Here is a 13,829-nt window from a genome sequence, read left to right on the forward strand (position 1 = left end):
ATACGTCCGGACAATCGGGAGGTAGAGCATGTACCGGCACATTCTCATTCCGACAGATGGGTCTCAGCTAGCGGAGCGTGGAGTGGCGCACGGATTGGCGCTGGCGAAATCCCTTGGAGCCACCGTATCCTTCATCTTCGTTGTGGAACCGTTTTCCGAAGTGTCAGGACGGTTCCTCGAAGCAGTCGGAACATATGCCGAGTTGCGCAAGGAACAGGCCGCGAGCGTATTGAACGGCGCGGCAAATGCGGCCAGGACGGCCGGTGTCTCCTGCGAGACGATTCAAGCGGAGAACGGGCAACCCCATCAGGCCATCATCGCAGCAGCCACGGACAAGGGCTGCGATCTCATCGTCATGTCGTCGCATGGGCGCAGCGGACTTGCCGCGCTTCTCATCGGGAGCGTGACGAACAAGGTGCTGACGCACGCAAAGACTCCCGTCCTGGTCTGCCCCTGAATGTGAGCCCCCCTGTTGAAGTCAAACCACCGCGCCGGAAGATGGCGATAGGGTCCAGAAAGGGAGCCTCCAAATGTACACCCGGATTCTCCTAAGCACGGACGGATCGGACGTCGCGAGAAACGGCATTAGGCATGGGATCGCTTTGGCAAAGGCCCTGAAGGCCAAGGTGACAGTCATCGCCGTGACGGAATCACTGCCGATCGACTACGGGAGCGGACACGCCTCGGGATGGATACCGTCGCAGCAGGAAATTGATAGCTTCGACGCGGCCTGCAGGGAACGTGCGGGCAAACTCCTCGACGAAGCGCGAGCGATGGCAGAGCAAGCCGGGATATCCGCAGAACTCTTGCACGTTCCGAATGCGCACCCGGCCACCGCGATTATCGAAACAGCAAAGTCGGGAGGCTGCGACCTGATCGTCATGGGCTCTCATGGGCGCCGCGGTCTCAAGAAGTTATTCCTGGGGAGTCAAACATCGGAGGTCCTGGCCGACGGAAGCGTGCCGGTGTTGGTGGTACACTGACGAACGGAAACGATAGCGCAGGCTTGGTGAAAGCCGGCGCCCAGGGGCTCATCCTGCCTCCCTGATTTTCTTCTTGTCGTTGGTACCCGAGCGGAGTTCCACCCACAGGCGCGAGCGTACGCCTTCATTGAGCGGCACAATATGGAACGGCCGGCCGAAGATGCCGAGAGGCTCCTGAAGGCCTATGAGACCGTCGGCCTCGGCGCCGAGGACATCCCGAGCGAAGTGCAGTTCTAGATCGGGCGTCTAGTCCCGCGACACCCGCGGCGTTGACGGGGTGACGTTCGCCGGCGTGTGGAAGTCGAGGCGCGCGCGGTTCTCCTCGCGCACTCCGCTGTCGTCGCCGAATTCGACATACTTCTGCGCGCCCTCGGCCCATTGCGGCCACGGCGTCGCGGGCGTAGCGGGATTTCCCGTGCGCGCGAAGGCGACCAGCGTGTCCATCATGCGCTCGGACAGTGCGCGATCGAACTCGGTCCAATTGCGCGTGGTGCGGAATCTGTTGAAGGCATCCTGGGTACCGAACCAGTAGGGCACGTCCGAGGTGTGATAGGCGCCGATCTTCTGCGGGCTGTCGAAGAACTCGACGCCGGGCGCGAACGGATGCACGCGCGAGAACATGTACATGTAGAACGGTGCCTTGCCGGTCTTGCTCTGCGCGACCGCCCAGTTGCGCGTTCCGATCTCGACCAGCCCCTCGCGCGCCGCAAGCAGCCCCATGGCTTTCGCCTCGCCGTCAGTCTTCGCGGGGTAGAGCGCGAGGAAGCGGTCGGCCTGATCGCCATAGAGTTTTCGCGCAGCAGCGACATAGGCATCCACCGTTCCGGCGGTACGCAGATCGTTCGAGCTCTCGTCGCGCGTAAAGCCCGCGACGGTGGCGACGTCGTTCTGCTTCCCGGCGGCAAAAATGTTCGGGACGGTGTCGGGCAGGACATAGCCGTCGATATCGGGGGTGACGGAGATCGTGCCGGCGCAGCCGAGCTGGCAGTCCTTCTGGATCGCCAGAATCTTGTCAGCCTGGATCAGCCGCATCTCGGCAAGCGACGATGCGCCGAGTGCCGACTGCACCTCGAGGCCGATCTTCTCAGCGGCCGGAAGCGCCGGGAATTTGAAGCGGCTGTCGAACATGCTCAAGCTCATCGCAAAGCCGCGATGGAACAGGCCCTTCGCCAGCGGGCTCGCCTCGAGCGCAGACACCGACATGGCGCCAGCCGACTGCCCGGTGATGGTGACGTTGTCGGGGTCGCCGCCGAACTGCGCGATATTGCGCTTGACCCATTCCAGAGCCGCGACCTGGTCCATCAAGCCGTAATTGCCGGAAGCGCGGTGCGGCGATTCTGCGGTCAGCTCGGGATGGGCGAGATTGCCCAGAATGCCGACGCGATAGTTGAAGCTGACGAAGATCGTGCCCTTCTTCGCGACGTTCTCGCCGTCATACATCGCCATGCCGCTGGAGCCGAGCGTGAAGCCGCCGCCATAGATCCAGACCACGACCGGCAGCTTTGCACCCGATTTCGCATCCGGGCTTGCCCAGACGTTCAGGTAGAGGCAGTTCTCGCTGGTCGCCTCCTCGCCGAAATAATGATTGAGATTGTGCCGGCGCAGCACCTGAATGCACTCCGGTGCGAGCCGGTCCGCATGATAGGTGCCTTTCCACGCCTCGACCTTCTGCGGCGCGCGCCAGCGAAGATCGCCGAGCGGCGGCGCGGCAAAGGGGATGCCGAAATAGGCTCTCACGCCCGACGGCAGCACCTTGCCCGAGACAGCACCGCTGTCGATGCTGACGGGATCACCGGGGACAGGCGTCGCGACGACCTGCGCCGACGCTGGCGAAGCTGCCAGCATGACGAATGTACCAACGAGCGAGATGACCAAAATAGCCGATCGCCACTGAACGCGCGCAGCGTTCGTGTTCGAGATACTCATCCGGCCTCCCTCATTTTCTTGTTGTTGTCGCTCGCGCTCAATTCCACCCACAGGCGCGAGCGTACGCCTTCATTGAGTGGCACAATATGGAACGGCTGGCCGAAAATGGCGAGCGGCTCCTGAGGCAGCTCGAAGCGCGGCCAGGCTTCCGCGACATCGGGCACACCTGATGTGACGAAGCGCAGCAAGCTCGCTTGAAACCGCGCGGCGACGTCGATATCGGCAGGCGTCATCGGCCCGCCCTTGCGCTTCAGGATCGGACGATCGATGAAGTCGGGCAGATGCGCCCAGAGGCAGGCATTGTCCGCGCCGTGGGTGGGCCCCTGCGACAGGAACGGCTCCAGCGCCGGGCGATGGTCGAACCGACTCAGCCACACCGCGCCGCCGGCCGCAGCGTGCAGCCGCGCGAGATCGGCCATCGGGCGGTGCCAGAACGCGTCCGACAGCAGCGCCTCATACGGATCCTCGTCGACGCGCGCCGTGGCGCGGTAATAGGACAGCAGGCGTTCCCAGCCGGCATCACCGAAGGCGGCGCGCACTTGGCGCTCGGTGGTGCGGATCATCGCAGCGGGCGGGGTGCTCTTGAGGAACATCACCATCTCGTCGCGGCAGGAACCGAGCCAGAGCGGAATGTCGCGCAAGCTGCCGTCGGCGAAGACGTCGCGGGGTTCGCGCGCAATCACGGTGCCATCGAGCACCGGACCGAACACGGTGCCCGATTCCGTTTCGTCCGCGAGCCTGCGGCCGACCCGCTCCACCGCCGCGAAGAGCTTTGGCAAGGCCACAGAGGCGATCGCGGCCGGATCGCGCGCCAGCTCAAGCTCGTCGAGCACGCGGCGCGCGACCTCGTCGGCATGATCGGCGCTCATGATGGTCCGTCCGGGCGCGCTCAGCGCGAGCGCGCGGCTGAACTTGCCCCTCGCCTGCGGCAGGGTTGCGAGCGCGATCACCATGGAGGCGCCGGCCGACTGGCCGGACAGAGTGATGGCGTCCGGATCGCCGCCAAAGTTCGCGATATTGGCATGCACCCAGTCGAGCGCAGCGAGCGCGTCCTGGAGCGCGAGGTTGTTCGCCTCGCCCAAGCCATGGCGATGCAGTTGCAGGAAGCCGAGCGGGCCAAGCCGGTAGTTGATCGTGACGATCACCGCCGGGCCGTGCTTGGCGAGGAAGGCGCCGTCATAATCGGCGCCGCCGCCGGTGACGAAGGCGCCGCCGTGAATGAAGAACATTACCGGCAGTGGGCGATCCACCTCTGACGGCGTCCAGATGTTCAGGCTGAGACAGGACTCCTCCGCCTGATCGAGATGTCCGGGCTGCGGCGCATAAGCGCCGTAGTCCGTGCAGCGGCGGGGCTCCGTCCACGCCGGTCGCGGCATTGCCCTGGCAAAGCGCCGCGCGGTTGCGAACGGCACGCCCTTGAAGGCACGCACGGCCCCCTGCTCGGCCCCAATGACGGGACCGTTCGTGGTCGGAACAGCATTGGTCAGCATGCGATGCCCTGTCCTTCGCTCAAGCGCGCCGCTTGCCGAGATCGGCGATGTCGACGGTGTGGGTTTCGCGCGCGGTCGCAGCAGCGGCTGCCGAGACCACGCAGCAGCAGGCCACGAAGATCGCAACGGGAATCCAGCCGTTCGGCCCTTCTCCGACCAGGCTCGCGCTCACCAGCGGTGTGAAGCCGGCGGCGAGGAAGCCGAGCTGGGTGCCGATCGCGGTGCCGGAATAGCGCACGCGTGCCTCGAACATCTCCGCGTAGAACGACGGCCAGATCGCGTTCGGCGCAGAATAGACGATGTACAGGCCCATCGCGGCGGCAAAGATCGCGGGCGTGCTGCCCGACGTCACCAGCATGAAATAAGGGAATAGCAGCACGGCGCAGCCGAGCACGCCGCCGATGAACACCGGCTTGCGGCCGATCTTGTCGGCAAGCAAGGCCCACAGCGGCTGCGCGACCAGCGCTGTGACATTGCCGAGCACGCCGGCCCACAGCATGGTCGAACGCGCGACGCCGAATTTGCTCGTGACATAGCCGAGAGCGAACACGGCCGTCACGGTGCTCACGGTCGCGATCAGCGCGCAGACGATCACGCGCAGCACGTCCGGCCAGTAGTCGCGCAGCAGCGTGACGACGGGGAAGCGCGCCACTTGCGCCTTGTCCTTGATGTCTTCGAACACAGGCGTTTCCGGCATGGTCCGCCGCACCAGATAGGCAACCAGCAGCACCAGCGCGGAGAGCAGGAACGGAATGCGCCAGCCCCAGCTCAGGAGCTGCTCTTCCGGCAGGCTCGACACCGGAATGAACACCAGCGTCGCCAGGATCGCGCCGGCCTGGGTGCCGCTCAGCGTCCAGCTCGTGAAGAAGGCGCGGTTGGAGTTGGCGGAATGCTCGAGGGTCAGCGAGTTCGCCCCGCTCTGCTCGCCGGCCGCCGACAGGCCCTGCAATAGGCGCAGCAGCGTCAGGATGACAGGCGCGGCATTGCCGATTGTCTTGGCATCCGGCAGCAGGCCGATCGCGAGCGTTGAGCAGCCCATCAGGACCAGCGTGAACAGCAGCACCGTCTTGCGGCCGATCCGGTCGCCGAAATGGCCGAGGATGACGGCGCCGACGGGCCGCGCGATGTAGCCGATGCCGAAGCTCAGAAGCGCAAGCAGCGTTGCCGTGCCGGGATCAACATTGGCGAAGAATACTTTCGGGAAGATCAGCGCCGCCGCGGTGCCGTAGATGAAGAAGTCGTAGTATTCGAGCATGCTGCCGACGAAGCTGACGAGCGCGGCGCGCTTGGGCAGCTTGTTTGGCGCGGCGTCCGCGCCGGATGATGCGTGCAGCGATGCGGTTGACGTCAAAGTCATGAAATTCCTCCCCATGTGTCCGGTGCGGTTCGCGCCAGGCCGATCGCCTCGCGCGCGCTCTTGTTGTTCTTGTTGCCGCAGCTTTGGTTTGGATCGATAATGTACGAACTAGTACGTTTATGCAATACGCATTGGATCGCCGCCCAAAGAGGCGAAATTTGCCTTCACCTTCAAGGCGATCCATGGAAACTGGCGGGAGAAACAGCAATGCTCGAGCGCATGCCGCCCCCATCGAAGCGCACCAACGACCCCGAGCGCACCAAGCGCGACATCCTCGAAGTGGCGATGGCCGAATTCGCCTCGGAGGGCTATTCCGGCGCCCGCGTCGACGCGATTGCGGCGCGCACGCGCACGTCGAAGCGGATGATCTATTACTATTTCGGCGGCAAGGAGCAGCTCTACCTCGCGGTGCTGGAGGAGGCCTATCGCAGCATCCGCGCCCTGGAGGATCAGCTCGACATCGAAAGCTGCGACGCACGCGAGGGCCTGCGCCGCCTGATCGAGGCGACCTTCGACCATGACGAGCGCAACCCCAACTTCATCCGCCTCGTCTCGATCGAGAACATCCACCACGGCAAGCATCTGAAGCAGAATTTGCAGCTGCGCCAGCTCAACGCCAGCGTGATCGCCACCCTCGACGGCATCCTCAAGCGCGGCCGCACCGAAGGCGTCTTCCGCGACGACGTCGACGCCATCGACCTGCACCTCGCCATCTCCTCCTACTGCTTCTTCCGCGTCGCCAACCGCCACACGTTCGGCGCGCTGTTCGACCGCGACCTCAGCGAGCCGAAGGTATTGGCGAAGAGCCGGGCACAGATCGTGGAGATGATCCTGGCGTGGCTGGGGGCGAAGGCTTAACAGCCACCACATATTCGATGTCGTCCCGGCCTAGTGCGCAATTGCGCACTAGGCCGGGACGACATCGGGGGCTCACCCCTTCTTCTGCCGCGTGCTCGCCAGCAGCACCAGCATGAAGGACGCCGCCGTCATCAGCGTCGAGATCGCGGCGATGGTCGGGTCGATTTCGTCGCGGAGCGCGGTGAACATCCGCTTGGTCAGCGGCTGGTACTGGCCGCCGGAAATGAACAGCGCGACGATGGTCTCGTCCATCGCCGAGATAAAGGCGAAGATGCCGCCCGCCACCACACTCGACTTGATCTGCGGCAGCGTCACCGCGAAGAAGCTGCGCAGGCGGTTCATGCCGAGGCTGCGCGCCACCATCTCCTGCGCGGGGTCGAAGCTCTGCAGGCCCGCGAGCACGGAGATGACGACATAGGGCAGGCCCAGCATCACGTTGGCCAGCACGAGGCCGGGCATGGTCGCGACCAGGCCGACCTTGGCATAGACGAAGAAGATGCCGACGGCGGTGATGATGATCGGCACCACCAGCGGCAGCAGCAGCGCCATGTGGATCAGCCGCATGATCCGCAGCTTCGACTGGCTGATGGCATAGGCGGCGGCCACCCCGAACGGGGTCGCGATCACGACGGTCAGCAGCGCGACGGTCAGCGTCACCCGCGTCGCCTGCATCCAGGCGGGATTTGAGAAATATTGCTGGTACCAGCGCAGCGAGAAGGACGGCGGCGGGAAGGTCAGGAAGCGCGCGCTGGAGAACGAGATCGGCGCGATGATCAGGACGGGGATGATCAGATAGACCAGCACCAGCGCGCTGATCACGTAGAGGGCAATCCGTGCGGGCGAGGCGCGCATCATTTCTGCCCCAGCACGCGATCGAGCGAGATGAAGCGGCTGACGACGAAGAAGATCGCCAGCACGCTCAGGAGCAGCACCACGGCAACCGCGCTCGCAGCCCCAAACTGGTTGTAGAGCTCGACGTTGCGGCTCACCAGCATCGACACCATCACGGTGCGGCCGCCGCCCAGCAGCTCCGGCGTGATGTAGAAGCCGAGGCAGAGCACGAACACCATGGTGCAGCCGGCGAGCACACCCGGCAGCGACAACGGCAGGAACACCCGCATGAAGGTCAGGGACGGGCTCGCACCCAGGCTGGCGCCGGCCTGCATCAGATCATTCGGAATCTTCTGCATGGTGGCGTAGAGCGGCAGCACCATGAACGGCAGCAGGATGTGCACGGTGGCGACCACCGTGCCGAAGGTGTTGTGGACCAGCGCGAGCGGCTCCGAGATCACATCGAGATAGCGCAGGAACTGGTTGATCACGCCGGTGCGCTGGAGCAGCGCCAGCCAGGCATAGGCGCGCACCAGAACGCTGGTCCAGAACGGCAGCACGACCAGCGACAGGATCAGGATGCTCCACCCCTTCGGCACCGAATTGGCGAGATAGGCCACGGGATAGCCGAGCAGCAGCGCGATCAAGGTGACCGCGAGGCTGATCTCGAAGGTCAGCGCAAAGCTGCGCCAGTAGACGTCTTCGGTGAAGACGCGGCGATAGTTCTCCAGCGTGAAGCCGTCATGATAGATCGACTGCCAGGCGAGCCAGCCGACCGGCAGCACGATCAGGGCCAGGATCACCAGCAGCGCCGGCGACACCAATGCCAGCATCAGGCCGTGCTCGCGGCGCTGATGCTTCTGGGAGGGATCTGGCACGGATGTCGTCAACGCTCGCCTCGCCTTACTTCTGCATGAAGGACGCCCAGCGCTTCTCGGCGGCCTCTCCGGCCGGCGAGGACCACCAGGCGTAGGACATCAGCGCTTGCTTGGCCGCATTGGCCGGCTCGCTCGGCAATTGCGCGGCGCGCTCGGGCTTGATCACGCCCGTCTCGAACGCCTTGGGATTGCCCGGACCGTAATCGATGTGCAGTGGCAGATTGGCCTGGTGCACGGGGTCGACGGCCTCGTTGAGGAATTTCACGGCCGTCTCGAGGTTCGGCGCGCCCTTGAGGATGCAGAGCGAGGTGCTCTGCAGGATGCCCTGGTTGTAGGTGAAGGCGACCTTGGCGCCCTCCTTGGCGACCGCGCTGACTCGGCCGTTCCAGGCCATCTCCATGTCGACCTCGCCGTCATTGAGCAGCTGCGCCGATTGCGCGCCCGAGGTCCACCACACCGTGATGTGCGGCTTGATCTCTTCCAGCTTCTTGAAGGCGCGGTCGACGTCGAGCGGATAAAGCTTGTCGGGCGCGACGCCGTCGGCCATCAGCGCGGCCTCGAGCGTCGCGAACGGGTGGTTGCGCAGCGCGCGGCGGCCGGGGAATTTCTTCACGTCCCAGAAATCGGCCCAGCTGTTCGGCGCGTCCTTCGGGAAGGTCTTCTGGCTGTAGGACAGCACGCTGGAATAGAATTCGTAGGATACCGAATAGGGACTGCGATAGGCCTCCGGCATCGCCGCGCCGTTTGGAATCTTCGAGAAGTCGAGCTTCTCGATCAGCCCCTGCTCGCCGCCGCGCAGGCAATTGCCGGTCGGGGTGTCGACGACATCCCAGATCGGCTTGCCGCTGCCGACCTGGGTCTTGATCGCCGGCCAGGCGTCGGGAATGGAGTCCTGGTTGATGGTGATGCCGAGCTTCTTGGCGGACGGATCGAGGATCGCCACCGTCTGCGCCTGCTGATAGGCGCCGCCCTGCGAGACGAAGGTGATCTGCTCGGCGGCATCAGCCGCACTGGTCAATCCGATTGCGCCCAGCAGCGCGCAGCCCAATCCAAAGCTCTGTTTCATCGTCATCCTCACCTCCTCCAAATGATCTCACTGACCGATCGCATCGAGAAACTGGTACCAGCCGGCGACCATGCGCACGGCGGGCTCACGCAGCGGATAGAACGGTATCGCCTTCATCCGCCGCGCATCGAGCAGGCCGACGTCGGGCGTCTCGCCGCGCACGAAGGCGGCGAGATAGCGGCCCATCAGGCTCGACATCGCAACGCCGGCGCCGTTGTAGCCGACCGAGAACAGCGTGCGATCGTCGAGGCGGCCGATATGCGGCACCGAATCCAGCGTCATCGCGACGAGGCCCGACCATTTGTAGGCGAGCTTGATATCGGCGAGATCGGGGAATATGCCGACCATCGCCTTGCGCAACGCGTCGAACGCGGCTTGCGAATCCTGCTTGCCGAAGGCGCCGCGGCCGCCGAAGATCACGCGGTTATCGACCATGCGGAACCAGCGCATCATGCGCTTGGTCTCGGTGTAGGTGCGCCCCGTCGGCATCAGTTTTCCCGCGAGATTGCCGGGGAGCCGCTCGGTTGCGACCATGGCGCTGCGGAACGGGATCAGCGTGCGCTGCAGATGCGCCGTCGCGCCGGTCAGATCGGAATAGCTGTTGGTGGCGATGATCGCCTGTTTCGCGCGCACTGCGCCTTGCGGCGTCTCCGCGATGATGCCGCCGTTCTCGCGCCGGAGCTTGATGACCGGCGACTGCTGGAAGATCGGAACGCCGCGGCGCGCCACGCCGTCGGCGAGGCCGCGCAGATAATTCAACGGATGGATGCCGCCCGAGCCGGGATTGAGCACGCCGCCGACGAAGATGTCGGAGCCGGTCTCCTCGCGTACGCCGTTCTTGTCGAGAACGCGCACTTCGGCCGAGCCCATCTCGCGCGTCATCCAATTGGCTTCGTCGATCGCGGCCTTCAGCGTCGTGTCGTTATGGGCAGCCTTGACCTGGCCGGTGCGCGTGAGGTTCGCGCTGGTGATACCGAACTCGGAGACGAGCTCCTCGACCATGTCGGTCGATTCGTGCGCGATCTCGTACATGCGCCGCGCCATGGCGCGGCCGTGCGCGGCGTCGATCTCGCGGAACGAGAGGCGGAATTTTGCGGTGATCACCCCGCCATTGCGCCCGCTCGCGCCCCAGCCGGGACGGTTGGCCTCGAGCACGACGGGGCTGAGCCCGCTCTTGGCGATGTGGTGCGCGGCGGAGAGGCCGGTATACCCGGCTCCGATGATCACCACATCGGCCTGTTGCTCGCTCGACAGCACGGGATAGTCGCGCGCCGGATCCGCCGTGGCTTCCCACAGCGAATTGACCGATGGCAGCGCGCTCCAGTCCCGTGTCATGCCACAGCTCTCCGTTTACGCCACAGGCCCGATCGCGGCGTCCGCGAGCGCCTTCAGGGTCGGGAAATGGAAGTCGGGCTTGGTCAGCGTCTCCACGGCCGGCGTGCCGCCGAAGCCGGCGATGCCCTGGCGGCGCTCGATCCAGCACACCTTGTAGCCGAGCTTCCGCGCGATCCCGATGTCGTGATACTGGCTCTGCGCCACGTGCAGGATGTCGGACTGCTTGTAGCCGAAGGCGGACTGGCGGCCCTTGTTGTAGGCGAAGAATTCCGGGTTCGGTTTTGCAACGCCGGTGTCGTCGGCACAGACGGTGTCGTCGAAGGGATTGCCGAGCGCATGCGCGTAGCAGGACAGCGCGACCCGGTCGGCATTGGTCATGGCAACCAGGCGGAACTTCGTGCGCAGCCGCTTGAGCGCCTCGACGGAATCGGAGAACGGACCCCAGCGCAGCACGGCGAGCTGGAAGACGTCGCATGAGGCGTCATCCGCCGGCAGCCCGAGCTCCTTGGCGAGATAGCGGTAAACGTGGAACATCACCTCGCTCGAGCGCTCGTAGTGCTTGTCGCGGCCGCGCTTGTAGGATTCGAAGATCTTGTCGTCGCTGAGCTCGGCCGGCGTCTTGCCCGAGATCCTTCGCACCGCGGAGAGCACGCCGGTCTCGAAATCGATCAAGGTGCCGACGACGTCGAAGGTGAAGACCTTGAAATTGCTGAACGCGGCTTGGGTGGACATATCGTTTCTTCTCTCGGGTTGGATGAGGCTGAAGTTCAGTCCCCCACCCTGGGGACGACGATCGTGTCCTCGGGATGGAGCGTGACGGTGAGGCTGCCGCCGAGCGGCGGAATGCGGTGATAGGCCTGGTGGTAGCTCGGCTGGCGCAGGCTGAGCGCGATGCCATCGGCGAGCGCGAGGAAAATACGCAGGCTCTCGCCCTGGTAGACGATGTCGGTGACGGTTCCGGTCAGCCGGTTGCAGGCGGCATCCTGCGCGCCGTCGTCGATCAGCAGCTTTTCGCTGTGCACGGCCAGCATCAGGGCATCGCCGTCGGGAATGGCGCGCGCGCTGCGCAGCAGGGCATTGCCGAGCGCGACGCTGGAGGCATCGACGCGGCGGACCGGGAGCATCGTCGCTTCGCCGATGAAGCTGGCGACGAAGGAATCGGCGGGATGATCGTGCAGCCGCGCCGGCTCGTCGATCTGGATCAGCCGGCCGTCCTTCATGACGGCGACGCGGTCGCTCATGGTCAGCGCCTCGCGCTGGTCATGGGTGACATAGATAATGGTGGCGCCGATGCGCTTGTGCAGCGCGCGCAGCTCGATCTGCATGGATTCGCGCAGCTGCTTGTCGAGCGCGGAGAGCGGCTCGTCCATCAGGATCAGGCGCGGCTCGAAGATCATGGCGCGTGCGAGGGCCACGCGCTGGCGCTGGCCGCCGGAGAGCTGCGCGATGCCGCGCTCCTCATAGCCGGCAAGGCCGACCATGCTGAGCGCCGCGCGCACCTTGTCCGGCCACGAGGATTTCGGCAGGCGCCGCGCGCGCAGGGGAAAGGCGACGTTCTCGCCGACGCTCATATGCGGGAACAGCGCGTAGTTCTGGAAGACGACGCCGATGTCGCGCTTGTGCGGCGGCATCCAGGTCACGTCGCGGCCGCCGAAGAGAATTGTGCCTGAGGTCGGCAGGATGAAGCCGCCCAGAATGCCGAGCAGCGTGGTCTTGCCGGAGCCGGAGGGGCCGAGCAGCGAGACGAATTCACCGGCGCCGACATTGAGCGAAACGTCGTCGAGGGCGCGAACGGCGCCATAGGCCTTGCTGGCGGACCTGATCTCGACGCTTTCCGCTCGCTTGTCCAACGATCGACCTCGCCATGTCCCTGCGCTGGCGTGCCTCACTGCACGCCATAAGCCTGCTTTATAGACAGGGATTTGGGGCACTCGCGGCCGAAGCGTGCGCTGCACCAAATCTTCTCTCGAAGGCCCTGTCTTTAGGCTGTCATCCTCATGACACCAGACTTGCGAAAACTCGGCAATTGCCAAATTCTCACCGCGCCCATAACATGACGTTATGCCCGAGCTCCGCCGCATGCTGCCGTCCAGTAACGCCCTGTTCGTCTTCGACGCAGCGGCGCGCAATGGCAGCTTCACCGCGGCGGCCGCGGAACTGAACGTGACGCAGCCGGCGGTGAGCCGGATGCTCGGCCAATTCGAGGAGCATCTCGGCGTTCGCCTGTTCGATCGCAAGGCGGGCCGCGCGGTGCTCACCGAGGAAGGCGAGCTGCTCTATCGCCGCGTGCTCGAAGGCTTCCGCAGCATCGAGAGCGGGCTCGTCGAAATCGAGCGGCGGCGCAAGGGCACCGAGACCGTGACGCTGTCGGTCTCCTCCGCCTTCACCACGCATTGGCTGATGCCGCGCATCGACAAGCTGCAGAAGCAGTTTCCGCAAGTGGATTTGCGCTTCCAGCTCATCTCCGGCGCGCTGCGCGGAGCGGTAGAGAATGTCGATCTCGGCATGCGCTTCCGCGATCGCGAAGAGCCCCCGTCCGGCGGCACGCTGATCATGAAGGAAGTGATGCTGCCGATGTGCAGCCCCGGCTATCTCGGCGAGACCGATCCGGCCGAGGGAAACACCATCATCCGCCTCGCCGAGACGCCGGGCGATTGGGCCGCGGATTACGCATCGCTTCTCACCGGGCGCCGCGGCGCGGCCAAGGCGCTGAGCTTCACCGATTATGCCGTCGTGGTGCAGGCCGCCCTGCTCGGCCAGGGCATCGCGCTCGGCTGGCTGACGGTCGCCTCGCACTGGCTGCTCACCGGCGCGCTGGTGCCGGCCTCCGACACGCTCACCACCACGCGCCGCATCTGCGAATTCCTGCCGCCGCGCAACCGGCCGATGCGCCCGATCGCCGCCGAGATCCGCGACTGGATCATCGCGCAGATGAGAAGCGAGATCGCCGCGATCGACCGGCTCTATCCGAAGCTCGGCGCGATGGACGCGTGCTACTAATTTCCCCCTCGCCCCGCTTGCGGGGAGAGGGTCGGGGTGAGGGGGAGTCTCCGCGGGGACGGTAAGAGTTTGGACTCGCGGAGAGTCCCCCTCACCCGGAATCCG

The 13,829-nt window shown here is 65.1% G+C and carries 13 protein-coding genes; 4 read left to right on the forward strand and 9 right to left on the reverse strand.

What is annotated here, in order from left to right:
- The first annotated feature begins 28 nt into the window (after window positions 1–28).
- Both XH79_RS41920 and XH79_RS41925 read left to right on the forward strand, forming a co-directional pair.
- Window positions 29–457 (forward strand): universal stress protein, encoded by a 429-nt coding sequence (locus XH79_RS41920; RefSeq protein WP_212339903.1) that lies wholly within the window; start codon window positions 29–31, stop codon window positions 455–457.
- A gap of 73 nt (window positions 458–530) precedes the next feature.
- Window positions 531–983 (forward strand): universal stress protein, encoded by a 453-nt coding sequence (locus XH79_RS41925; protein ID WP_271585527.1) that lies wholly within the window; start codon window positions 531–533, stop codon window positions 981–983.
- 246 nt (window positions 984–1,229) lie between these two features.
- Here the strand turns inward: XH79_RS41925 and XH79_RS41930 are convergent, their stop codons facing one another.
- Genes XH79_RS41930 through XH79_RS41940 form a run of 3 tightly spaced genes read right to left on the reverse strand, consistent with a single transcriptional unit; the run spans window position 1,230 to window position 5,756 of the window.
- Window positions 1,230–2,909 (reverse strand): carboxylesterase/lipase family protein, encoded by a 1,680-nt coding sequence (locus tag XH79_RS41930; RefSeq protein ID WP_271585528.1) that lies wholly within the window; start codon window positions 2,907–2,909, stop codon window positions 1,230–1,232.
- Window positions 2,906–4,399, reverse strand: coding sequence for a carboxylesterase family protein (locus XH79_RS41935; protein WP_271585529.1), 1,494 nt, complete (start codon window positions 4,397–4,399; stop codon window positions 2,906–2,908). Before XH79_RS41935 ends, XH79_RS41930 begins: the two co-directional genes overlap by 4 nt.
- Window positions 4,400–4,418: 19 nt before the next feature.
- Entirely contained in the window at window positions 4,419–5,756 is a 1,338-nt protein-coding gene (locus XH79_RS41940) for an MFS transporter (RefSeq protein WP_271585530.1), read from the reverse strand.
- 207 nt (window positions 5,757–5,963) lie between these two features.
- On the opposite strand from XH79_RS41940, the gene XH79_RS41945 reads away from it, so the two are divergent.
- Entirely contained in the window at window positions 5,964–6,614 is a 651-nt protein-coding gene (locus XH79_RS41945; protein WP_271585531.1) for a TetR/AcrR family transcriptional regulator, read from the forward strand.
- Window positions 6,615–6,686: 72 nt separating this feature from the next.
- On the opposite strand, the gene XH79_RS41950 is transcribed toward XH79_RS41945, so the two are convergent.
- From XH79_RS41950 to XH79_RS41975, 6 genes are all read right to left on the reverse strand, one after another.
- Window positions 6,687–7,469, reverse strand: coding sequence for an ABC transporter permease (locus XH79_RS41950; RefSeq protein ID WP_212339909.1), 783 nt, complete (start codon window positions 7,467–7,469; stop codon window positions 6,687–6,689).
- On the reverse strand, window positions 7,466–8,278 hold the full coding sequence (locus tag XH79_RS41955) for an ABC transporter permease (protein WP_260424180.1): 813 nt from the start codon (window positions 8,276–8,278) through the stop codon (window positions 7,466–7,468). Before XH79_RS41955 ends, XH79_RS41950 begins: the two co-directional genes overlap by 4 nt.
- Before the next feature lie 70 nt (window positions 8,279–8,348).
- Complete coding sequence (locus XH79_RS41960) at window positions 8,349–9,395, reverse strand: ABC transporter substrate-binding protein (RefSeq protein WP_212339910.1); 1,047 nt, start codon at window positions 9,393–9,395, stop codon at window positions 8,349–8,351.
- Window positions 9,396–9,416: 21 nt separating this feature from the next.
- Window positions 9,417–10,724, reverse strand: a complete 1,308-nt coding sequence (locus tag XH79_RS41965; RefSeq protein WP_271585532.1) for an NAD(P)/FAD-dependent oxidoreductase — start codon at window positions 10,722–10,724, stop codon at window positions 9,417–9,419.
- A gap of 15 nt (window positions 10,725–10,739) precedes the next feature.
- Window positions 10,740–11,456, reverse strand: a complete 717-nt coding sequence (locus tag XH79_RS41970) for an HAD family hydrolase (protein ID WP_271585533.1) — start codon at window positions 11,454–11,456, stop codon at window positions 10,740–10,742.
- A gap of 35 nt (window positions 11,457–11,491) precedes the next feature.
- Window positions 11,492–12,574 carry an ABC transporter ATP-binding protein gene (locus XH79_RS41975; protein WP_212339913.1) on the reverse strand — a complete coding sequence of 361 codons (1,083 nt, stop codon included), beginning with the start codon at window positions 12,572–12,574 and terminating at the stop codon, window positions 11,492–11,494.
- A 211-nt stretch (window positions 12,575–12,785) separates the two neighbouring features.
- Between XH79_RS41975 and XH79_RS41980 the strand changes: the two genes are divergently transcribed.
- Window positions 12,786–13,724: a LysR family transcriptional regulator gene (locus tag XH79_RS41980; RefSeq protein WP_271585534.1), complete on the forward strand. Its 939-nt coding sequence runs from the start codon at window positions 12,786–12,788 to the stop codon at window positions 13,722–13,724.
- The last annotated feature ends 105 nt before the right edge of the window (window positions 13,725–13,829 follow it).

The sequence above is a fragment of the Bradyrhizobium sp. CCBAU 45389 genome, from assembly GCF_028128625.1.
GTDB lineage: Bacteria > Pseudomonadota > Alphaproteobacteria > Rhizobiales > Xanthobacteraceae > Bradyrhizobium > Bradyrhizobium liaoningense_B.